We start from the raw sequence: 19,848 nt of genomic DNA, 5'->3' as shown, positions 1-19,848 counted from the left end.
GTTTTCCCCTCAGGCCTTGGCGGTGGCGTCGTTGCCGACGATTGGCTTGTCTAGCAGTTCCCAGTGGTATTTGCCGGTGTGCAGGCTGCTTGGACCACGGCGCGCGTATTTGACCATCAGGATCATTTCAATGATGAACAGGAAGGTGTAGAAACCAAGGAAGCCGACCAGGCTGAAATACAGGCTTCCTGGCTGCAGGGTCGAGGCCGACAGATGGGTCGGCAGCACGCCCGAGATGGTCCAGGGTTGACGGCCATATTCAGCCAGCAGCCAGCCCAGTTCGATTGCTACCCATGGCAGTGGAATGCTGTACACGGCCAGGCGCAGCAGCCAGCGTTGTTTGGAGAGTGTCTTGCGGATCAGGAAATAGAACGAGCAAGAGAAGATGAACAGGAACAGCAAGCCGAGGCCAACCATGATCCGGAACGACCAGAACATCGGGAAAACTTTCGGGATGGTGTCGTCGACCGCCTTCGCAATCTGCTCAGGTGTCGCATCGACCACGTTCTGGGTGTACTTCTTCAACAGCAAGCCGTAGCCGAGATCGCCTTTTACTTTATCGAAGGCAGCCACCGCTTCCGGCGATTTGTCGCCGGACTTGAGGCGGGTCAGGGCGGCATATGCCTCCATGCCGTTGTGGATCTGCACCTCATGTTCCTTTTTCAGGTCCTGGATGCCGGTGATTTGCTTATCTACCGAACGCGTGCCGATCAGACCCAGTACGTAAGGGATCTTGAAGGCATAGTCGGTGCGCTGTTCTTTCTCATTAGGCCAGCCGAACACGGTGATGCCAGCCGGTGCCGGCTCGGTGTGCCATTCGGCTTCCATGGTCGCCATCTTCACTTTATTGACTTCGCCGGCGGTGTAGCCTGATTCGTCGCCGAGGACAATCACCGACAAGGTCGAGGCCAGGCCGAAGCCGGCGGCAATCGCGAACGAGCGCAGCGCGAACGCAGTGTCGCGTCCCTTCAACAGGTAGTAGGCGGAGATGCCGAGCACGAACATCGAAGCGGCGACATAGCCGGCCGAAATGGTGTGGACGAACTTGACCTGGGCCACCGGGTTGAAGATGACGTCGACGATGCTGGTCAGTTCCATGCGCATGGTTTCATAGTTGAACTCGGCGCCGACCGGATTGTTCATCCAGCCGTTGGCGATCAGGATCCACAGGGCCGAGAGGCTGGAGCCGAGCGCCACCAGGAAGGTGATCAGCAGATGCTGGACGCGCGACAGGCGGTCCCAGCCGAAGAAGAACAGGCCAACGAAGGTCGATTCAAGGAAGAACGCCATCATGCCTTCAATCGCCAGCGGCGTGCCGAAGATGTCGCCGACATAGTGCGAATAGTAGGACCAGTTGGTGCCGAACTGGAATTCCAGGGTGATGCCGGTAGCAATCCCCATGGCGAAATTGATGCCGAACAGCTTGCCCCAGAAACGGGTCATGTCTTTGTAGATAGGACTGCCGGTCATGACGTAGACCGATTCCATGATGACCAGGATCCAGGCCAGTCCGAGTGTCAGGGGTACGAATAAAAAGTGAAACATCGCGGTTGCCGCGAATTGCAGGCGCGATAAAGCGACGACTTCATCGATTGGAATCATTGGTTAGCCTCTGCAGGGTTTAAGTGGGAAGGGGGAGTAACAGGTTGCTGGCTCAGGAGGTGCTGCTCGACCAATGCGGTCGGCATGCGCATTTTCTTGGTTTGCGGTTCCGAGAAAAAGGCCTTCCACAGGAGCATCAAAAGGGCGATCTTGACCACCAGGATCAGGGTGATTTCAACTGCCAGCGGCAAGCGCGTAAACCGTTTCGTTAAGGCGAAAGACATTGTGCGTCTACTCCTTTAAGTCGGCGTTCAGGTGTACATCGGGGTGATCTGTGCTGGTTTTGCTTTTGTTGCCGGTGCCTGGAATGCGGAATTTGTCTCGCACATCCAGCAACTTCTTGACTTTCGATCCCATTTTCATCAGCGAGGCCAGGGTTTCCGGCGAGAGTCGCTGTACATCGTCAAACCATGAGCTAGACAATTCGATCAGATTGTACATTTCCCGCATTCGCTTTTGGGCAACTTTATCAACATCGTTTGAAGGATTTTCCAGCAAGGCATCGCGCAGCATGGACAAAGTGGGTTCTATTTCGCGGCGCCGGCGCTCTTCCAGCAGGGCTTTGAAAATGTCCCAGATGTCCTTTGGCGGCTCGAAATACTCGCGCCGATCGCCCGAATGGTGCAACAGCTTGACCAGGCGCCAGGATTGCAATTCTTTCAGTCCCATGCTGACGTTGGAACGTGAAAACGCCAGGTATTCGGCGATCTGGTCGGCGTTGAGCGGCCGCCCGAGAACGTAAAGCAGCGCGTAAATCTGTCCGACGGTGCGGTTGATGCCCCAGCGGCTGCCCATTTCGCCGAAGTGCGAAATGAAGCGCAGGGTCAATGGCGTGAGTGGGGGAAGTGGCGAAGGATCGAGGTTTTCGCCTGGTGTTTGGGTAGGCATGATATTTTGAATTTTCAGTAATTACTGAAATATAAGTTAAATCTGAATGTTTTGCAATCAGATTAACCTTAGGGGCACGCCGGTGGCATTAAAGCAACGACCTAGGGTTTTCCTGCGTTTCGATACGGGAAAAATGGATTTTGCTAAAGGCGCAGTGGGCATCGACGACGCTGCGCATAGCGCGATGTTTTGCATGATTGTTGGTTCGATAGCGCACAGACCGTACGCATAAATGCTTATAACGTAGCCTCAACCAGAACAACAACGTGGAGGCCATTATGTCTATGCAATCCAGTCAATCCGCTGCTCCAGTCAAGCGGCGTCTGCGGCAATGCCTGGCGGCCTTGCTGCTTGGTAGTGCATGTGCGGCGCCGCTCATCGCAGCGCCGTTGCAGCAGCCTCCATTGGTGGAGCCGGCCGGCCAGGAACATCATGTCGGCAAGGTCGTCTTTGTCGAGCTGATTACTCCCGACCTCGCCGTCGCCCAGCAATTTTATGGAAAATTGTTCGGCTGGACATTCCGCAATATCCAGGGCGACGGCATGGATTACGCTGCGGCGTATCTTGGCGGCCGTCAGGTAGCGGCAATGGTCCACAAGGAAATCCCGGCGGGAATGCATCGGCAATCGTCCTGGTTGAGTTTCATCGCCGTGCGTGATGTCGACAAGGTAAAGGACAGCGCCTTGCAGCATGGCGCGAAAATTCTATTTGGGCCTCGCAATATTCCGAATCGTGGCCGGGAAGCCGTGATTGCCGATCCGCAGGGTGCAGTTTTCGGCGTGCTGGCATCCAGCAGCGGCGATCCTGACGATGTTCTGGCGGCACCTGGGGAATGGATCTGGAGTTCCCTGATGACGACCGATCCTGATACCGACGCTGCTTTTTACCAGGCTTTGTTTGACTACGAAGTATTTCCCACTTCAAGCGAAGACGGCGCCCAGCACTTGATGCTGGCTTCCGATAATTATGCGCGTGCGAGCGCGAATACGTTGCCGGCAGGGCGCAGCAATATCCATCCTCATTGGCTCAATTACGTACGCGTTGATGACGTCGCCGCAACGGTTGCGAAACTGGTGACGCTGGGCGGCCGGGTCCTGGTGCAACCGCGCCTGGATCGCCATGGCGGCAATGTCGCAGTAGTGGCCGATCCGCTGGGTGCGCCTTTCGGACTGCTTGAATGGACTGACACTGACAGTAAAGAGGTGACCAAGTGAATATCTCAATGTTGCGTTGGTCGGCAAGTCTCTTTGTGATTGGAATATTCGCGGCGCTGACGGCTGGCTGCGCTGTATCGGATGGCGGGTACGGTGGGTATGGCTATAGCGGCGGAGTCGGTGTCGGGCTGGATTACTACGAGCCGTTCGGTGGCGATTATGGCGGCTGGGGGCCGGGGTACCAGGTCGGGCCATTTCGAGGTGGTGGCGACCATCGTGGCGGTGGCGGGCGTGGCGGGCAGCATGCATTCAGGTCGGCGCCGGCCTCGCACTCGATGCCGTCCATCCCGTCGCGCGGTGGCGGAGGTGGTGGTGGCGGGCATAGCCGGTCTCGCTAGCAGATGATGCGCTCACCGACTCTTTGGCATTGAGTTTGGCGAGCGCAAACTTCAGGCCCTAAGTGCGACACCGCACGGACAAGAGACGGCGCTTGGCGTGTAATGAAGGCCGTGCATACGACAAATCGGAGAAATCACATGAACACATTTATTCTTGGTAAAGCAGCGATTCGTAATCTGTTGATCGTCGCTGCATTCGGAGCCAGCCTTGGCGCCGGTACGGCGATCGCAGCGTCAAGCGATGCCGCCGCTGCACCACAGCCGCATAGCGACGGCGTGGGGGCCACAATTACAGATACCGCCATTACCGGTTCGGTAAAGGCGCGCTTGATGGGAAATTCGCACCTTAAAGCATCTGACATCAGCGTTACCACCACCAACGGCGTGGTCACGCTGAGTGGCACTGCCAGCAGCTCACGCGCCAAATCCTTGGCCGCAGCTCAGGCAAAAGCTGTAGAGGGTGTCAAAAGCGTCGATAACGGACTCAGCGTTGCAACCAGCTCCAAAGTAGAGGGCAAGGCAGACAAGGCAGTTGCGAAGACGGAGCGGGTGGTCAGCGATAGCTGGATTACTACCAAGGTGAAATCCGAAATCCTCGCTAACAGCGTCACCAAAGGTTTCGATGTGAGCGTGAAGACGACCCATGGCGTGGTTGTTTTGGGCGGCACGTTGGCGAACCAGGATGCCATCGATCATGTCAAGGATATTGCCGGCAAGGTGACTGGTGTGAAGAGCGTTGATACTTCCGCCATCATTATCGCCAGCCAATAAACGTAAGCTCGAAAACCAGCTGCACGCCGCGCCTCTCTTGGCAAAATTGTAATAAAATTGGTCCGCTTTGCCGTCAAGTTGCATTTTTCCTGGCAAAGTCGGACCTGATTCACTCTCTCCCCCAACGGTTTTGAACCCTATTTTTCATGTCGCATCATGGCGACCGTGTGGTTATGTCCGCAACGAAGTTGATGTTGCATCGCACGATAGGGGCCGGACCCGTTATAATTTCGGGTTGCGAAGGTAGTAGCAAATTTTTTCATTATTGACGAGAGCACACCATGAGTCTGAATCAAGTATCGGCCGGGCGCGATTTGCCAAACGATTTCAACGTCATCATCGAAATCCCGATGAATGCCGATCCGATCAAATATGAAGTTGACAAGGAATCCGGCGCGATTTTCGTTGATCGCTTCATGGGCACTGCAATGCATTACCCATGCAACTACGGCTACATTCCGCAAACCCTGTCGGAAGACGGTGATCCGGTTGACGTGCTGGTGATTACGCCATTCCCGTTGTTCCCAGGCGTGGTGGTGCGTTGCCGCCCGATCGGCGTGTTGAAGATGTCGGACGAAGCCGGCCAGGATGCCAAGTTGCTGGCGGTGCCGGTCGACAAGGTCCTGAGCATTTACACCCACTGGCAAAAGCCGGAAGACATGAACGAACTGCGCCTGAAGCAGATCCAGCATTTCTTTGAGCACTACAAAGATCTGGAAAAGGGAAAATGGGTCAAGATCGACGGCTGGTTCGGTCCGGATGAAGCGCGCAAGGAAATCTTGTCTGGCGTAGAAGCCTACAAGAAATCCCTCGAAGCGTAATTCGTAGGTACACAGTTCGGTGATTTTAAAGAACGCACTTCGGTGCGTTTTTTTATGGGCGCGTGGTTTTATCCGTGTAGGGAGGGCAGTTCACTACCCACGCGTTGCCGACCCGAGCGTGCTCATTAGAGCGCTCCCGGCGCATTGGGATTTCGCGTGGGCATGAATGCCCACCCTACGCCATGCGTGGGAATGCATGGAACATTTTATGGGCGCGCAGGCTTTACGATCAGCAGCAGGCGTCCCCCGAATTGATTGAGCAGCAGGCCGGCCAGGACCAACAGGCCGGCGGCGATTTTCCAGGGCTGCAGCGCTTCTCCCAAGAGTAGGGAGGCGCTCAGCATGCCGGCCACCGGCACCAGCAACGAAAACGGTGCGACCGTGGCGGCTGGATATTTGCGCATCAGGGTCGACCAGATGGCGAAGCCGAGGATGGTGGTCGGATAGGACTGGAACAGGATGGCGCCGGCGGAAGTCCAGTTGACGCGAAGCGCCGCATCTTGCCAGGCGGCCGGGCCTTCGAATACCAGTGATGCCAGCAACAATCCCGGCACCGCCATCAGCGAACCCCAAGCCACCAGCGCCAGTGGATTGACCTTGCCGATCTGCTTGGTGACGATATTGGCGCCGGCCCAGCTGAGTCCGGCCGCCACCACCAGCACGAAGCCGACCACCGTCGCCGTGCCATCCAGATGGGCGGCGACCACGCCCATGCCGGCAAAAGCAACCAGGGCACCGAGTATCTGCGCTGTGCGCGGACGCTCTCCCAGCATCAGCACCGCCAGCGCGACGGTAAAGAATACTTGCAGCTGCATCACCAGCGACGCCAGTCCCGGAGCGAATCCCAGTTTCATGCCAATGAACAGCAAGGAAAACTGGCCGGCGAACTGCAGGCCGCCATAGGCAATCAGCAGGCGCCACGGAATGGCTGGGCGTTTGATGAAAAATATCAGTGGCAGCGCTGCAAAAATAAAGCGCAACGCGCAAAACAGGATGGGCGGCAAGCCCTGCAAGCCGATCTTGATCGCTACAAAATTAAGGCCCCAGATCGAGACCGTCAGGATTGCCAGGAAAACGTCGGTGGCTTGCATCTTGTATTGCTCCGTGGAAGAAAGATGAAGCCAGTTTATTGTTTCTATGTGATGATTAAACTAGTTTTTATAAAATCATTAATTCCATATAGAAAATATGATCGATCTGCAAAGAATGGTGGCTTTTGTAGCTGTGGCGGATCACGGCAGTTTTTCCATCGCGGCGGCGCGGCTGGAGGTGTCGAATTCGCATGTCAGCAAACAGGTCAGCGCGCTGGAGCGTGAATTGCGCGTCAAGCTGCTGCAACGAACCACGCGCAGCCTCAGCCTGACCGAGGCTGGCGAAGTGTTTTACCGGCGCTGTAAAGCGATTTTGTCGGAAGTGGCGGAAGCCGAGCAGGAGGTATTGCGACGCCAGGATTCACCACAAGGCACGCTACGGGTGACGGCGTCGGCCAATTTCACGAATGTCTGCCTGCCGGATATCGTCTGCAATTTCATGCGGCAGCATCCGGACATCAAGCTGGAGTTGACGCTGTCGGACCAGTTCGTCGACTTGGCTGAGCGCTCGATCGATGTAGCGCTGCGGATCGCCACTACGCCGCCGGAAAACGTCCATGCCCGCATGTTGCACCGGATTGGTTGGAGCGTCGTCGGCAGCGCCGAATATTTCGCCACGCGGCGCCAGCCGCAGACGCTGGCTGAGCTTCCGGATTACGAATGCCTGGCTGATAACGTGATGTCGACCAAAGATGTCTGGCGTTTTGAAGAAAGCGACGGCAAGCAGCCGCAGCGCCATGAAATCAGGGTTACGCCGCATATCAACTGCAACAACAGCATCTGGTTGCGCGAATGCGTGCTGCGCGGAATGGGCATTGGCTTGCTGCCCGATTACATGATCGGCGCTGACCTGGCACAGGGCAAACTCATCAAACTGCTGCCGCAATACGAGCCGTTGCCGCAGCGCCGCCTGTACGGTATTTATCTGCCGAACCGCTACTTGTCGTCCAAGGTCAGGCTGTTCCTGGATGCGGTCGAGCAGGGATTGAAGCGGGCCGTCTGATGTTCGTCATGCTTGGCGGCGCAGCGCAGTCAGCAGGCGCGCGCCGAACTGGTTCAGCGCCAGGCCGCCCAGCACCAGCAGGCCGGCGACGATTTTCCACCATTGCAGCGATTCATCCAGTATGAGCGCCGCACTCAGCATGCCGACCAGCGGCACCAGCAGCGAGAACGGCGCCACGGTCGCGGCCGGATATTTGCGCATCAGGATGGTCCAGATGCCGTAGCCGACGATGGTGTTTGGGTACGATTGATAAAACACCGCCGCCACCGAGGCCCAACCGAAATGGGTAAATGCCTGCTGCCAGGCGGCAGGCCCTTCCAGCATGAGCGAGGCCAGCAACAAGGGTGGTGCGGCCATCAGCGAACCCCAGGCCATCAGCGCCAGCGGATTGAGCTTGCCCATTTTCTTGGTGACGATATTGGCGCTGGCCCAGCTGAAGCCGGCGCCGATCACCATCAGGAAGCCGATCACGGTGGCCTTCGCTTCCAGGTGGGTGGCAACCAACACCATGCCAGCTAATGCCACAAAGGCGCCCAGCAACTGCGTCGCCAGCGGTCGTTCACCCAGCAGCAGTACCGCCAGGCCGATAGTGAAGAAAGCCTGCAGTTGGATTACCAGCGAGGCCAGGCCTGCGCCCAGGCCGAGTTTCATGCCGGAGAACAGCAGGGAAAATTGCAGCGCGAACTGGAACAGCCCAAAGCCGATCAGCAAACGCCACGGAATCGCTGGCCGCTTGATGAAAAATACCAATGGCAGCGCGGCGAAGACAAATCGCAATGCCGAAAACAGCAGCGGCGGCAAACCGGCCAGGCCGATCTTGATCACTACGAAATTCAATCCCCAGATGATGACGGTCAGCAAGGCTAGCAGGATGTCGGTCGGTTGCATGGTTTCTCATTGTCTCTCGTTATTTTTATTTATCAGTATGATTTTTTCTGCGATGGCACGACGGGTGTCTGGGTTTAAAGTGTCTCCGAACGAAATGGATTGCGGTCATTCAGCTCATCCATGTAGCTGTTGATGCCGTGCGCTTCCTGTTTCAGGAAATCGGCTACCGCATCGGCGAAACCCGGATGCGCCAGCCAGTGCGCCGACCAGGTTTTTTGTGGCAGGAAGCCGCGCGCCATCTTGTGTTCGCCCTGGGCGCCGCCTTCGAAGCAGGCAATCTTTTGCGCGATACAGAATTCCAGCGGTTGGTAGTACGCAGTTTCAAAATGCAGGCAGGGCACTTCTTCAATCGCGCCCCAGTAGCGGCCGTACAGGGTTTGCCCGGTATAGACCAGCAGCGACGAGGCAATCGGCTGGCCATCGCGCTCGGCGATGATCAGCAGCAGGTTGTGCGGCATGCCGGAGGCGATCCGGAGGAAGAAATCCAGGTTCAGGTACGGCGTCGAATGATGCGCGGTGTAGGTGCGCCGATAGCAGCGATTGAAGAAGATCCAGTCTTCTTCGGTGGCGTCCTCGCCGCGCACGTGGCGAAAGCGCACGCCAGCCTCTGCCACCTTGCGCCGTTCGGCCAGGATGTTCTTGCGCTTCTTGCGTTCCAGCGTGGCTAGGAAGGCAGCGAAATCGGCGTAGCCGGCGTTGAGCCAGTGGAACTGGACACCGCTGCGCAGCATGAAGCCGGCCTCTTGCAAGGCGCTGGCCTGGTCTGCCGGCGGATACAGGATGTGGGTCGACGAGGTTTGCGTCTCCTTGCGCAGCGACTGCAATACGGTAATTAACGCCGCCCGCGCCTGATCGTCGCGCGCCAGCAGCCTGCCGCCGGTAACCGGCGTGAACGGAATGGCCGACAGCAGCTTGGGGTAATAGTCGAAGCCGTTGCGCTCGTAGGCATCGGCCCAGGCCCAGTCGAACACGTATTCGCCGTAGGAATGGAATTTCACGTACAGCGGCAGGGCGGCGATCAATTGCGGCGGCTGTTCGGCATCGTCCCACAGCGTCAGGTATTGCGGTTGCCAGCCGGATTTTTCCGAGGCGCTGCCGCTTTCGTGCAATGCATGCAGGAAAGCGAAGGACAGGAACGGGTTGGCATCGGCTTGCAGGGCAAGTAGTCCATCCCAGGCCGTCTGGCCGACTTCGCTCAGGGATGAAATGATGCGCGTGCTGATCTTGGTTGTTGTCTTGTTAATCAAGGACTTTGCGAACCGTGAGTGTGGAGGGCGGAAACATGAAGTTTAGCACTCTAGCGGCCGGCTCTGAGGGAGAGCCATTAGCGTGCGATAATTGAATGCATCACGCAGGGCCTGGATGCCGCCGGTGCGCACCAAGGCTCGACAGTCAACGCAGGAAATAATGATGACAAAGAATAGATTTCTGAACCTTTACTCCCATGATTTTGCGCGCGTTGCAGTCGCCATCCCGCGTTGCCGGGTGGCCGATCCGGCTTTCAATGCGGCCGAAACCATCGTGCTGGCACAGCAGGCCGAGCAGCAAGGCGCGGTGCTGGTGGCGTTTCCGGAGCTGGGTTTGTCGGCCTATACCTGCGACGACCTGTTTCACCAGCGCGCCTTGCTGGATGCCTGCGAAGCCGCATTGGGCACGGTCGTGGAAGCCTCGAAAAAACTGTCGCTGGTGATGATCGTCGGCTTGCCGCTGCGGGTCGAGCATCAACTGTTCAACTGCGCGGTGGTGATCGCTGGCGGCCGTATCCAGGGCGTCGTGCCGAAGAGTTACCTGCCGAACTATGGCGAATTCTACGAAGCGCGCCAGTTCAGCGCCGCCGATAACACGGCAGTCACCAGCCTGCAATTGCTGGGCGCCAGCGTCCCGTTCGGCACCGGCTTGCTGTTCGAGGTGGCCAATTTGCCGCTGTTGCGTTTCCATGTCGAGATTTGCGAAGACGTCTGGGTGCCGATTCCGCCATCGTCGTTTGCCGCGCTGGCCGGCGCCAGCGTGCTGGTCAACTTGTCGGCCTCGAACGCGCTGGTGGGCAAGGCCGGCTATCGTCATCAACTGGTCGCGCAACAGTCGGCGCGCTGTTTGTCGGCCTACCTGTACACCTCGGCCGGCAAAGGCGAATCGTCGACCGACCTGGCCTGGGACGGCCAGGGATTGATCTACGAAAACGGCGAGTTGCTGGCAGAATCCGAGCGTTTCCTGGACGATTCGCACATCATCTTTGCCGACATCGACCTGGAACGCCTGTCGCGCGAGCGCATGCGCCAGACCACCTTCGGGCAATCGGTGCGGCGGCATGCCGCCGAAGTGTCCCGGTTTGAAGTGATCCGTTTCGAAGTGGCATTGCCGCTGGATAAGGCGTTGCCGCTGTCGCGCAGCGTCGAGCGTTTCCCGTATGTGCCGTCCGATCCCAAGCGGCGCGATGAGCGTTGCACCGAGGTCTACAATATCCAGGTGCAGGCGCTGGTGCAGCGCCTGTCGGCGAGCAAGATTTCCAAGGTGGTGATCGGCGTTTCGGGTGGACTGGATTCGACCCATGCGTTGCTGGTGTGCGCCAAGGCGATGGATAGATTGAAGCTGCCGCGCGCCAACATCCTGGCCTATACCATGCCGGGTTTCGCCACCAGCGAGCGCACCTTGCTGCAGGCGCGGCAACTGATGCAACTGGTCGGCAGCACTGCGGCGGAGATCGATATCCGCCCGAGCTGCTTGCAGATGCTGAAAGACCTTGGTCATCCTTATGCGGAAGGCAAGGAGCAGTACGACATCACTTTCGAAAACGTGCAGGCCGGTGAGCGCACCAATCATTTGTTCCGGCTGGCCAATCACAATCATGCAATCGTCATCGGTACCGGCGATTTGAGCGAGTTAGCGCTGGGCTGGTGTACTTATGGCGTAGGCGATCACATGTCGCATTACAACGTCAACGCCAGCGTGCCGAAAACGCTGATCTCGCATCTGGTGCGCTGGGTAGCCGAGACCGGCGCCATCGGCGACCAGGGCGCGGATGTGCTGCTGAATGTGCTGGATACCGAAATCAGTCCGGAGCTGGTGCCAGGCAAGGCCAACGGCAAGCCGGAACAGATCACCGAAAACGTCATCGGGCCGTACGAGTTGCAGGACTTTAATCTGTATTACACCTTGCGCTACGGTTTCGCGCCGTCGAAAGTGGCGTTCCTGGCGCTGACGGCCTGGCACGACAAAAACCTGGGGCGCTGGCCGTATGATGCACATGTGGCGCGCAATCAGTACGACCTGGCGGCCATCAAGCGCAACCTGGGAATTTTCCTCGACCGGTTTTTCAGGACCAGCCAGTTCAAGCGTTCCTGCGTGCCGAACGCACCGAAGGTGGGCACCGGCGGTTCCTTGTCGCCGCGCGGCGATTGGCGCGCGCCGAGCGACTCGGAAGCGACAGTGTGGCTGGCCGATCTGGCGCGGATTCCCGATTAAGAGCCGTACCAGAAGTAGTAAGCTGAGAGTGAATGTTCGATGCAATGCGTTTTAAATACACTTATTGACCTGCGCATATAGACAAATAGCATTTTTCATATACTCTTCTAGCTTGCGCTTGATGCGGGCCGGGTCGCTGCCTCGCTCAAGCTTGCTGCAAAGATTTATGTTTATCGCCTAAAGGAGTTGTCATGAAGCAAATTACTGCCGTTATCAAACCATTCAAGCTGGACGAAGTGCGGGAAGCTCTCGCCGAAGTCGGCGTCACCGGTTTGACCGTGACTGAAGTCAAGGGCTTTGGCCGTCAGAAGGGCCATACTGAGCTGTACCGCGGCGCCGAGTACGTGGTCGATTTCCTGCCGAAAGTGAAAGTCGAACTGGTGATTGACGATGCGCTGACCGAGCGCGCAGTGGACGCCATCATCAAGGCGGCGCGTACCGGCAAGATCGGCGACGGCAAGATTTTCGTGCGCAATATCGAGCAGGTGATCCGCATCCGTACCGGTGAAACCGGCCCAGATGCAGTTTGATGTAGCACACTGAGCTTAATCACTATCTTCCCATCCGCTATCCTGCCGCGGTCATCGTACTAGATGACTGACCGCGGCACCGAGTTCATCAATCCCGCTTCCACATATTGAGTGCAGTGAAAAATCCGTAAGGCATTTTTCGCATACCGTCACGCGTTTTTCTTATTGGACGGGTATTGTCGCTGCACGTTATCTTCACCTCTTCAACCGCCAACCGCAGTCACGAGCTGCGAGCGGCCATGCCATAGAAGAGGTGATTCATGTCGTCAATCGCGACACTTGCAATTGAAACCAGTCAGGTCGACCTGTTACCCCGGGTACTGCCGGCGCATCGCATCAGCAATGATCAAGAAGCATTGGAAATAGCGCAAGCGCTGGCCGCCGAATTCCGTGTCGGCGCCAGCGAGCGCGACCGCCAGCGGCGTCTGCCATGGGATGAAATCGAAAAATTCTCCGCCAGCGGATTGGGCGGCATTACGGTGCCGCGCGAGTTCGGCGGTGCCCAGGTATCGTACCGCACGCTGGCCGAAGTGTTCCGGGTGTTGTGCGCTGCCGATCCGGCACTCGGACAGATCCCGCAAAATCATTTCGGTATTCTGGGCGTGGTCGCACAAAGCGCCGATGCCGCGCAAAAGGCGCGCATCTATGCCGCAGTGCTGAATGGCGAGCGTATCGGCAACGCCGGTCCCGAGCGCGGCACCAAGAACATATTGGAAATGAAGGCGCGTCTCATCGAGACGCCCAACGGTTATCGCCTGAACGGCAAGAAATTCTATTCAACCGGCGCCTTGTTCGCGCACTGGGTCCCGACCAAGGCGCTCGACGAGCAGGGGCGGGCAGTACTGGTTTTCGTGCGGCGCGGCACGCTGGGCCTGAAGATCGTTGACGATTGGTCCGGCTTCGGCCAGCGCACCACGGCCAGCGGCACAGTGTTGCTGGACAACGTTGCCGTGGCGGCAGAGGATGTGCTGCCGATTCATACATCTGGTCAATTGCCGGGACTGCAGGGGCCGGTATCGCAATTGATCCAGGCTGCCATCGATGCCGGGATTGCCGACGCTGCGGTGGCCGACACCATCGCCTTCGTCCGCACCCGTTCCCGGCCCTGGGCCGACAGCGGCGTCGAACGCGCCAGCGACGATCCCTACATCATCCGTGATATTGGCGACCTCAAGATTCGGCTGCATGCCGCCAACGCGCTGCTGGCCAAGGCTGGCGCAGCGCTGGACCAGATCGCTACGGCAGTGGTCGATGCCGACGCGTCCGCCCGCGCATCGATTGCGGTTGCCAAAGCCAAGGTGCTGACCACCGAAATCGCCTTGCACGCCAGTGAAAAACTGTTTGAACTGGCTGGCTCGGCGGCGACGCTGGCAGAGCACAACCTGGACCGCCACTGGCGTAACGCCCGCACTCATACCCTGCACGATCCGGTGCGCTGGAAGCTGCATGCAATCGGCAATTATGTGCTGAACGGGATTGCGCCAGCGAGGCATTCCTGGAATTGATGCAGGTTACCGATGCCTCGCGGGCACGGCAAGACAATCAATGAATGCCTGAGCCGGCAGTGGCTGCGCATGGGCATTCATTCAAACATAGAACGGATCTTCGTTCACTCGACGGAAACAACACCATGACTACGCACATCAAGTCTGCCGGCGGCCCGGTCGTCCGTATTCTCGACGATATCCAGGCGCTGGCTGCGGCCCGCGCATTGGCGGCGGGATTCGCCAAGGAAGCCAGTTTGCGCGACCGCGAACGGCAACTGCCGCTGGCCGAGCTGGAACAATTCTCGCGCTCCGGCCTGTGGGGCATTTCAGTGCCGCGCGCCTACGGCGGCGCCGGCGTCTCGCATGTCACCTTGGCCGAAGTGATCGCCACCATTGCCTCGGCAGACGGCTCACTGGGCCAGATTCCACAAAATCATTTCTATGCGGTTGAGGTTTTACGCGTCAACGGCAGCGAGGCGCAAAAACGCTTTTACTTTGAGCGCATCCTGGCCGGAGAACGTTTCGGCAACGCGTTGGCCGAACTTGGCACGCGCACTTCGCAGGAGCGCCGCACCCGGCTCAGCAAGGATGGCGAAGGCTTTCGCATCAATGGCCGCAAATTCTATGCAACCGGGGCACTGTACGCGCACCGCATCCCGGTGTCGGTGATTGATGACGACGGCGTGCAGCAATTGGCCATCGTCAAGCGCGATGCCGCCGGAGTGAGCGTGATCGATGACTGGTCGGGATTTGGCCAGCGTACTACCGGCAGTGGTTCGGTGGTATTCGAGAATGTCTGGGTCGAGGCCGATGAAGTGGTGCCGTTTCAAAGCGCCTTTGAACGGCCGACTTCGCTGGGTCCGGTGGCGCAGCTGTTGCATGCGGCAATCGACGTCGGCATTGCACGCGCTGCGTTGCAGGATGCGGCCGCATTCGTGCGCACCCGCTCGCGTGCCTGGATCGACAGCAAGGTGGAGCGTGCAATCGACGATCCGCTGACAGTGCGCGAGTTCGGCGATCTGTCGGTACGCCTCAGCGCGGCGGAAGCGCTATTGGAACTGGCGGGAACGGCAGTCGATATTGCCGCCCAGGCGGCGACGGCGGATACGGTAGCTGCAGCCTCGATTGCGGTGGCGGAAGCACGCGTGTTGACCACTGAAGTATCGTTGGCGGCCGGCAGCAAACTGTTTGAGCTGGCCGGCACCCAGGCAACCTTGTCCGAAAATAATCTTGACCGGCACTGGCGCAATGCCCGCACCCATACCTTGCATGATCCGGTGCGCTGGAAATATCACGCGGTCGGCAATTACTATCTCAACGACAAGAACCCGCCGCGCCACGGTGCGATTTGAGTAGCTGAGAATTCCTATGCCGAAGAAGCAAATCCGCCTGAACGCCTTCAACATGAATTGCGTCGGGCATATCAACCATGGCTTGTGGACCCATCCGCGCGACCGCTCCACCGATTACACGAGCCTTGAATACTGGACCGACCAGGCCAAGCTGCTGGAACGCGGAAAATTCGACGGCTTGTTCCTGGCCGACATCGTCGGCGTCTACGATGTCTACCAAGGCTCGGCCGACTTGACCCTGCGCGAATCGATCCAGTTGCCGGTCAACGATCCCTTGCTGCTGGTCTCGGCGATGGCTGGCGTCACCAAGCACCTCGGCTTCGGCGTCACGGTCAACCTGACCTACGAAGCGCCGTATCTGTTCGCGCGCCGCATGTCGACCCTGGATCACCTGACGCGCGGCCGCATCGGCTGGAATATCGTTACCGGCTATCTGGACAGCGCCGCCAGGGCAATGGGTTTGCGCGAACAGCCGGAACACGACGAACGCTATGAGCGCGCCGAGGAATTCATGCAGGTGTTGTATAAATTGTGGGAAGGCAGCTGGGAAGACGGCGCCGTGCTGCGCGACCGCCAGCGCCGGGTGTTTGCCGATCCGGCCAAGGTGCACCGGGTCAAGCATGATGGCCGTTACTATCAGGTCGACGGCTATCATTTGAGCGAGCCGTCGCCGCAACGCACGCCGTTGCTGTACCAGGCAGGCGCCTCGGACCGCGGCCAGCAATTCGCGGCGCGCCACGCCGAGTGCGTATTCATCTCCAGTCAGAAACCCGAAGCAGCGCGCAAACTGGTGGCCGATCTGCGCGATCAGGCAGAACTGGCCGGACGCCAGCGCAATGATTTGAAAATCTTCATGGGCATCTCGGTCATCGTTGCGCCGACAGAGGCCGAAGCGCGTGAAAAATACGCCGAATACTGCCGCTACGCCAATCCGGAAGCCGGCCTGGCGCATTTTGCAGCCGGCACTGGTTTCGATTTTTCCACCTATGGCATCGATCAGCCGATCAAGCCGGCCAGCAGCAATGCCATGCAATCTGCGGTCAAAGCCGTGACCGCGCCGGATGCCGGCTGGACCGTGCGCAAGCTGCTGGATCAGTTGGCGCTGGGCGGACGCTACGTCACCATTATCGGTTCGCCGCAGCAGGTCGCCGATCAAATGGAAGCGTGGATAAGGGATAGCGATATCGATGGCTTCAACCTGACCCGCACCGTGGCGCCGGAAAGCTTCGAGGATTTCGTCAATCTGGTCATTCCGGAATTGCAGGCGCGCGGATCCTACAAGCTCGATTATGAGGACGGGACCTTGCGCGAGAAGCTGTTCGATACGGGGCAGGCGACTTTGCCGGCGCGGCACCCGGCGGCGGGCTTCCGTCAATTGGTTTAGATAATGCGAAGATCGACGACTAGCTGATGCGGCGGCCCGAGAGGGCAAGCGGCGCCGGAGAGTCATGCCAAGGGCAAGGGAGGATATCGTAACCGGGTTCGAATCTCAGCAAAGCCAGAGCGATTCGATTACAGTATCGGGCATGACACTTTTACCTACCGATCTGGAACACATAGTCGCCCTGACGCTGGAGCATTACAACCTGCGTGCGGAGGATTTTCGCGAAGGCACCCGCGATCACGATGTCAGCCAGAATATCGCGGCGTTGCTACGTCATATCGATGGCGCGCCGCCATTCACGATCCTGGATTTCGGCTGCGGGCCGGGGCGTGACCTGCGCACCTTCAGCAAGCTTGGCCACACCGCCATCGGGGTTGAAGGCGCCCCACGTTTCGTGGAGATGGCGCGCGCCGACAGCGGCTGCGAAGTCTGGCAACAGGATTTTCTGAAGCTCGATTTGCCCGCGCAGCATTTTGATGGCATCTTTGCCAACGCCGCCTTGTTCCACATTCCAAGCCAGGAACTGCCGCGTGTTTTGCTGCAATTCCACGCCACACTCAAGCCCGGCGGCGTCTTGTTCAGTTCCAACCCGCGCGGCGCCAATCAAGAAGGCTGGAACCACGGGCGCTACGGCAGCTATCACGATCTTGAGGCGTGGCAGCGTTTCATGGACGATGCCGGCTTTGTCGAACTCGAACATTACTACCGGCCGGCAGGACTGCCGCGCGAGCAGCAGCCCTGGCTAGCCAGCGTCTGGCGCCGTTCTTAGAACGTGTAGCGTCCCTGCACATACACCATGCGCGGCGCACCCACCATTCTGCCGGCATTGCTGTCGACGTTGCGCGTGTAATAGCGTTTGTCGGTCAAATTGTTGATGCCGGCAAAAACGTCGAAGCCCTTGGTGTCCGGCACTTTCCAGTCGATTTGCACATTCCAGGTGCGGAAGCCTGGAATCTCGCCGTTGCTGCCATCCGCCGTCTCGGCGATGGTGTTGGCGTTGTCGGCAAACTGCCGGCTTTGATGCGTGCTGGACAGGTTGAAGCCCCATGGTCCGGTCTGGTAGCGTGCGCCGATGGTGTCGGTAGTGCGCGAGTAGAACGGCACGTCCAGGCCACGGTTAACTCCTGAGTCCTGCAGTGCCCGGGTATAGGTGTAATTGGCGAACAGGTTCAGCCCGGCCAGTCGGCCATCCTTGTCAAAGGTATAGTCGACCGCGGTTTCGATTCCATCGTGCTTGGTTTTACCGATGTTCATGAAGGTCGCTGGCAAGGTCCCGGGGACCTGCTGGATCTGGTTGTCGAAGCGCATGTTGAACACGGTGACTTCGGCTGACAACTGCTTGCTCTTCCAGCGTGCGCCGGCCTCAATCGTCTTGGCCAGTTCCGGGATCAACGGGTTGTTGGGCGTCTGCGAATTCAACTGGGTGTTTTGCACCGGTCCGAACGAGGTGGTGTAATTCGTGAATAGGGTGATGTCGCGGTTCAGCAGGTAAGCGATGCTGAGTGAAGGCAATGGCTTGTTATTTTTGGTTTCGAAGGTGTTGCCGGCTTTCAGGTCGTCGCGGGTCGAATGGATATGTTCGAAGCGGATCCCTGGCGTAATGCGCCAGGCGCCAAACGAAATCTTGTCGTCGATGTATGCGGCATGTGCATCGGTGGCGTTTTCGAAAGTGGTTTGCGGGGTTTGCGCGCCGCTGGCGATGACCTGGTTGAAGTTGTTGTCGTCGCCGCGCTCGCGGATATAGCGATAGCCGACCGTTACATCGTTGGTGGTGCTGCCGAGATTGAAGCGCTGCGTGTAGCGCGGCTCAACGCCCAGCACCTGATAGTTGCGCGGTTGATGCACCAGGTTGGCGCCGGAAATCAGCACGCTCTGGCGGAAGCTTTCGTTGTAGTAGGTGCGGACTTCGAATTCCTGGGTATCGGACAGCGTATTCAGATAGCCGGCATCGAAGCCCTTGCGGGTGCCGCTCCAGAAGTCGGTTGGACGCGTATTCTGGAAAGGATCGGCATTGTATTGGGCGACAGTCAAACCGCCCGGCGTGCGCGATTTGACGTCGTAGTAGGAGGCCTTGCCGAAGAATTCGGAAGTCGGCGTCAGCTTGTAGCGGAATTTCAAGGCAAAATCGTTGACGGTTTCTTCGCTGCCGGCGCGCCAGCTGGAGCCGTCCGAACCGGAGTACAGCAAGGCCAGGCCGAGGCCGTTATCCAGTTGGCTGCCGATGAACGTGCTGTATTGCTTGTTCGATTTCCCATCCTCGTAATTGTTGTAGCGCACCGAAGCATCGGCGGTCAGGCCAGGCTCGTCGGGAATCGAACGCGTCTTGAAGTTGATGATGCCACCGACGTTCTGCGGGCCGTAGCGCACCGCGCCGCCGCCGCGCACCACGTCGATCGATTCAATATTGTTCAGGCTCACCGGTGCAAACGACAATTGCGGTTGGCCGTACGGCGCAACGGCCAGCGGGATGCCGTCCAGCAGCACCGTGGAGCGCGGCGAATAGCGGCCGGTCAGGCCGCGCACGCCGATGTTGAGCGAAATAGCGCTACCAGCGGTGCCCGAATTGTCGGTCGATTGCACGCCTGGAATGCGGCGCATGACGTCGCCGATATTGGCAGCGCCGGTGTTCTCGATTTCTTCCTTCTGGACCACGGTGCGCGCACCCGGATAGCGTTTCACGCTGTTCTGCAACCCGCTACCGAACCAGTCGCCGCTGACCTGGATGGTTTCCAGCGTGGTGCCATTTGCATCGTCAGCTGACGTAGTTGACTGTTGAGCGAGTACGGTGCCGGGCAGGGTCAAAAAGGCGAGCGAGACGGCTGTTGAACATTTCAAACGACGGGCGATAGGGGACTTGCGGCTCTTGGTCGAGACCATTTTTATACTTCTCCACGGGACAGGGGTGATGCTCGCGCTGGCTGGTCCTGCTCATGGCGCGACATCGTCGGTTGGAGAGAAGTGGCTGGGTCGCATCGACAAGGATCATAATGATAATTATTCTCGATTGAGCAGTCAAA

Annotated in this window: 18 protein-coding genes; 11 read left to right on the top strand and 7 right to left on the bottom strand. The window is 58.5% G+C overall.

The genetic code is table 11. From position 1 onward, the window contains the following. Positions 1 to 9 precede the first annotated feature (9 nt). From ACIPF8_RS23560 to ACIPF8_RS23550, 3 genes are read right to left on the bottom strand one after another with little or no spacing between them, the layout of a single operon-like run. Positions 10 to 1,602, bottom strand: coding sequence for a cytochrome ubiquinol oxidase subunit I (locus ACIPF8_RS23560; protein ID WP_400426047.1), 1,593 nt, complete (start codon positions 1,600 to 1,602; stop codon positions 10 to 12). Then, a complete protein-coding gene (cydP, locus tag ACIPF8_RS23555) occupies positions 1,599 to 1,826 on the bottom strand; it encodes a cytochrome oxidase putative small subunit CydP (RefSeq protein WP_400426045.1) in 228 nt (75 codons plus the stop codon). The genes ACIPF8_RS23560 and cydP overlap by 4 nt, the downstream gene beginning before the upstream one ends. A 7-nt stretch (positions 1,827 to 1,833) precedes the next feature. Next, positions 1,834 to 2,490 (bottom strand): GbsR/MarR family transcriptional regulator, encoded by a 657-nt coding sequence (locus ACIPF8_RS23550; protein WP_061532964.1) that lies wholly within the window; start codon positions 2,488 to 2,490, stop codon positions 1,834 to 1,836. Positions 2,491 to 2,768: 278 nt separating this feature from the next. On the opposite strand from ACIPF8_RS23550, the gene ACIPF8_RS23545 reads away from it, so the two are divergent. From ACIPF8_RS23545 to ppa, 4 genes are all read left to right on the top strand, one after another. Continuing rightward, positions 2,769 to 3,704: a VOC family protein gene (locus ACIPF8_RS23545; protein WP_400426043.1), complete on the top strand. Its 936-nt coding sequence runs from the start codon at positions 2,769 to 2,771 to the stop codon at positions 3,702 to 3,704. Between the two features lie 35 nt (positions 3,705 to 3,739). After that, on the top strand, positions 3,740 to 4,042 hold the full coding sequence (locus ACIPF8_RS23540; RefSeq protein WP_400426041.1) for a hypothetical protein: 303 nt from the start codon (positions 3,740 to 3,742) through the stop codon (positions 4,040 to 4,042). Between the two features lie 138 nt (positions 4,043 to 4,180). After that, a complete protein-coding gene (locus ACIPF8_RS23535; RefSeq protein WP_400426040.1) occupies positions 4,181 to 4,813 on the top strand; it encodes a BON domain-containing protein in 633 nt (210 codons plus the stop codon). 281 nt (positions 4,814 to 5,094) lie between these two features. Then, positions 5,095 to 5,634, top strand: a complete 540-nt coding sequence (gene ppa, locus ACIPF8_RS23530; RefSeq protein ID WP_400426038.1) for an inorganic diphosphatase — start codon at positions 5,095 to 5,097, stop codon at positions 5,632 to 5,634. A 206-nt stretch (positions 5,635 to 5,840) separates the two neighbouring features. Here the strand turns inward: ppa and ACIPF8_RS23525 are convergent, their stop codons facing one another. Then, positions 5,841 to 6,725: an EamA family transporter gene (locus tag ACIPF8_RS23525; protein ID WP_400426036.1), complete on the bottom strand. Its 885-nt coding sequence runs from the start codon at positions 6,723 to 6,725 to the stop codon at positions 5,841 to 5,843. Positions 6,726 to 6,822: 97 nt separating this feature from the next. Here ACIPF8_RS23525 and ACIPF8_RS23520 point away from each other — a divergent pair, with 97 nt between their 5' ends. Then, complete coding sequence (locus tag ACIPF8_RS23520) at positions 6,823 to 7,728, top strand: LysR family transcriptional regulator (RefSeq protein WP_400426034.1); 906 nt, start codon at positions 6,823 to 6,825, stop codon at positions 7,726 to 7,728. Between the two features lie 6 nt (positions 7,729 to 7,734). Here the strand turns inward: ACIPF8_RS23520 and ACIPF8_RS23515 are convergent, their stop codons facing one another. Both ACIPF8_RS23515 and ACIPF8_RS23510 read right to left on the bottom strand, forming a co-directional pair. Further along, the gene (locus ACIPF8_RS23515; RefSeq protein ID WP_400426032.1) at positions 7,735 to 8,616 is read right to left on the bottom strand and encodes an EamA family transporter; all 882 of its coding nucleotides are present in this window, start codon (positions 8,614 to 8,616) and stop codon (positions 7,735 to 7,737) included. 74 nt (positions 8,617 to 8,690) lie between these two features. Then, positions 8,691 to 9,863 carry a GNAT family N-acetyltransferase gene (locus ACIPF8_RS23510; protein ID WP_400426030.1) on the bottom strand — a complete coding sequence of 391 codons (1,173 nt, stop codon included), beginning with the start codon at positions 9,861 to 9,863 and terminating at the stop codon, positions 8,691 to 8,693. 163 nt (positions 9,864 to 10,026) lie between these two features. Here ACIPF8_RS23510 and ACIPF8_RS23505 point away from each other — a divergent pair, with 163 nt between their 5' ends. The 6 genes from ACIPF8_RS23505 to ACIPF8_RS23480 all read left to right on the top strand — a co-directional run bounded on the left by ACIPF8_RS23505 (position 10,027) and on the right by ACIPF8_RS23480 (position 17,600). Further along, entirely contained in the window at positions 10,027 to 12,078 is a 2,052-nt protein-coding gene (locus ACIPF8_RS23505) for an NAD(+) synthase (protein WP_400426028.1), read from the top strand. Positions 12,079 to 12,269: 191 nt separating this feature from the next. After that, on the top strand, positions 12,270 to 12,608 hold the full coding sequence (locus ACIPF8_RS23500) for a P-II family nitrogen regulator (protein ID WP_038487829.1): 339 nt from the start codon (positions 12,270 to 12,272) through the stop codon (positions 12,606 to 12,608). Between the two features lie 260 nt (positions 12,609 to 12,868). After that, positions 12,869 to 14,113 carry an SfnB family sulfur acquisition oxidoreductase gene (locus ACIPF8_RS23495; RefSeq protein ID WP_400426025.1) on the top strand — a complete coding sequence of 415 codons (1,245 nt, stop codon included), beginning with the start codon at positions 12,869 to 12,871 and terminating at the stop codon, positions 14,111 to 14,113. A 125-nt stretch (positions 14,114 to 14,238) separates the two neighbouring features. After that, positions 14,239 to 15,447 carry an SfnB family sulfur acquisition oxidoreductase gene (locus tag ACIPF8_RS23490; protein WP_400426023.1) on the top strand — a complete coding sequence of 403 codons (1,209 nt, stop codon included), beginning with the start codon at positions 14,239 to 14,241 and terminating at the stop codon, positions 15,445 to 15,447. A gap of 16 nt (positions 15,448 to 15,463) precedes the next feature. Further along, the gene (locus ACIPF8_RS23485) at positions 15,464 to 16,831 is read left to right on the top strand and encodes an LLM class flavin-dependent oxidoreductase (RefSeq protein WP_400426021.1); all 1,368 of its coding nucleotides are present in this window, start codon (positions 15,464 to 15,466) and stop codon (positions 16,829 to 16,831) included. A 142-nt stretch (positions 16,832 to 16,973) separates the two neighbouring features. Beyond that, positions 16,974 to 17,600, top strand: a complete 627-nt coding sequence (locus tag ACIPF8_RS23480) for a class I SAM-dependent methyltransferase (protein ID WP_400426019.1) — start codon at positions 16,974 to 16,976, stop codon at positions 17,598 to 17,600. Here the strand turns inward: ACIPF8_RS23480 and ACIPF8_RS23475 are convergent. After that, a complete protein-coding gene (locus ACIPF8_RS23475) occupies positions 17,597 to 19,708 on the bottom strand; it encodes a TonB-dependent receptor family protein (RefSeq protein WP_400426017.1) in 2,112 nt (703 codons plus the stop codon). The two genes, ACIPF8_RS23480 and ACIPF8_RS23475, sit on opposite strands and share 4 nt — an antisense overlap. Positions 19,709 to 19,848: the final 140 nt, after the last annotated feature.

Origin of the sequence: Collimonas sp. NPDC087041, assembly GCF_044745265.1 — a bacterium.
GTDB lineage: Bacteria > Pseudomonadota > Gammaproteobacteria > Burkholderiales > Burkholderiaceae_D > Collimonas.
This window is presented reverse-complemented; position numbering and strand designations above follow the sequence as displayed.

Coding starts and splice junctions, on each gene's coding strand:
- ACIPF8_RS23560 (WP_400426047.1), bottom strand. CDS start 1,602: ATGATTCCAATCGATGAAGTCGTCGCTTTATCGCGCCTGCAATTCGCG.
- cydP (WP_400426045.1), bottom strand. CDS start 1,826: ATGTCTTTCGCCTTAACGAAACGGTTTACGCGCTTGCCGCTGGCAGTT.
- ACIPF8_RS23550 (WP_061532964.1), bottom strand. CDS start 2,490: ATGCCTACCCAAACACCAGGCGAAAACCTCGATCCTTCGCCACTTCCC.
- ACIPF8_RS23545 (WP_400426043.1), top strand. CDS start 2,769: ATGTCTATGCAATCCAGTCAATCCGCTGCTCCAGTCAAGCGGCGTCTG.
- ACIPF8_RS23535 (WP_400426040.1), top strand. CDS start 4,181: ATGAACACATTTATTCTTGGTAAAGCAGCGATTCGTAATCTGTTGATC.
- ppa (WP_400426038.1), top strand. CDS start 5,095: ATGAGTCTGAATCAAGTATCGGCCGGGCGCGATTTGCCAAACGATTTC.
- ACIPF8_RS23525 (WP_400426036.1), bottom strand. CDS start 6,725: ATGCAAGCCACCGACGTTTTCCTGGCAATCCTGACGGTCTCGATCTGG.
- ACIPF8_RS23520 (WP_400426034.1), top strand. CDS start 6,823: ATGATCGATCTGCAAAGAATGGTGGCTTTTGTAGCTGTGGCGGATCAC.
- ACIPF8_RS23515 (WP_400426032.1), bottom strand. CDS start 8,616: ATGCAACCGACCGACATCCTGCTAGCCTTGCTGACCGTCATCATCTGG.
- ACIPF8_RS23505 (WP_400426028.1), top strand. CDS start 10,027: ATGACAAAGAATAGATTTCTGAACCTTTACTCCCATGATTTTGCGCGC.
- ACIPF8_RS23500 (WP_038487829.1), top strand. CDS start 12,270: ATGAAGCAAATTACTGCCGTTATCAAACCATTCAAGCTGGACGAAGTG.
- ACIPF8_RS23495 (WP_400426025.1), top strand. CDS start 12,869: ATGTCGTCAATCGCGACACTTGCAATTGAAACCAGTCAGGTCGACCTG.
- ACIPF8_RS23490 (WP_400426023.1), top strand. CDS start 14,239: ATGACTACGCACATCAAGTCTGCCGGCGGCCCGGTCGTCCGTATTCTC.
- ACIPF8_RS23485 (WP_400426021.1), top strand. CDS start 15,464: ATGCCGAAGAAGCAAATCCGCCTGAACGCCTTCAACATGAATTGCGTC.
- ACIPF8_RS23480 (WP_400426019.1), top strand. CDS start 16,974: ATGACACTTTTACCTACCGATCTGGAACACATAGTCGCCCTGACGCTG.
- ACIPF8_RS23475 (WP_400426017.1), bottom strand. CDS start 19,708: ATGGTCTCGACCAAGAGCCGCAAGTCCCCTATCGCCCGTCGTTTGAAA.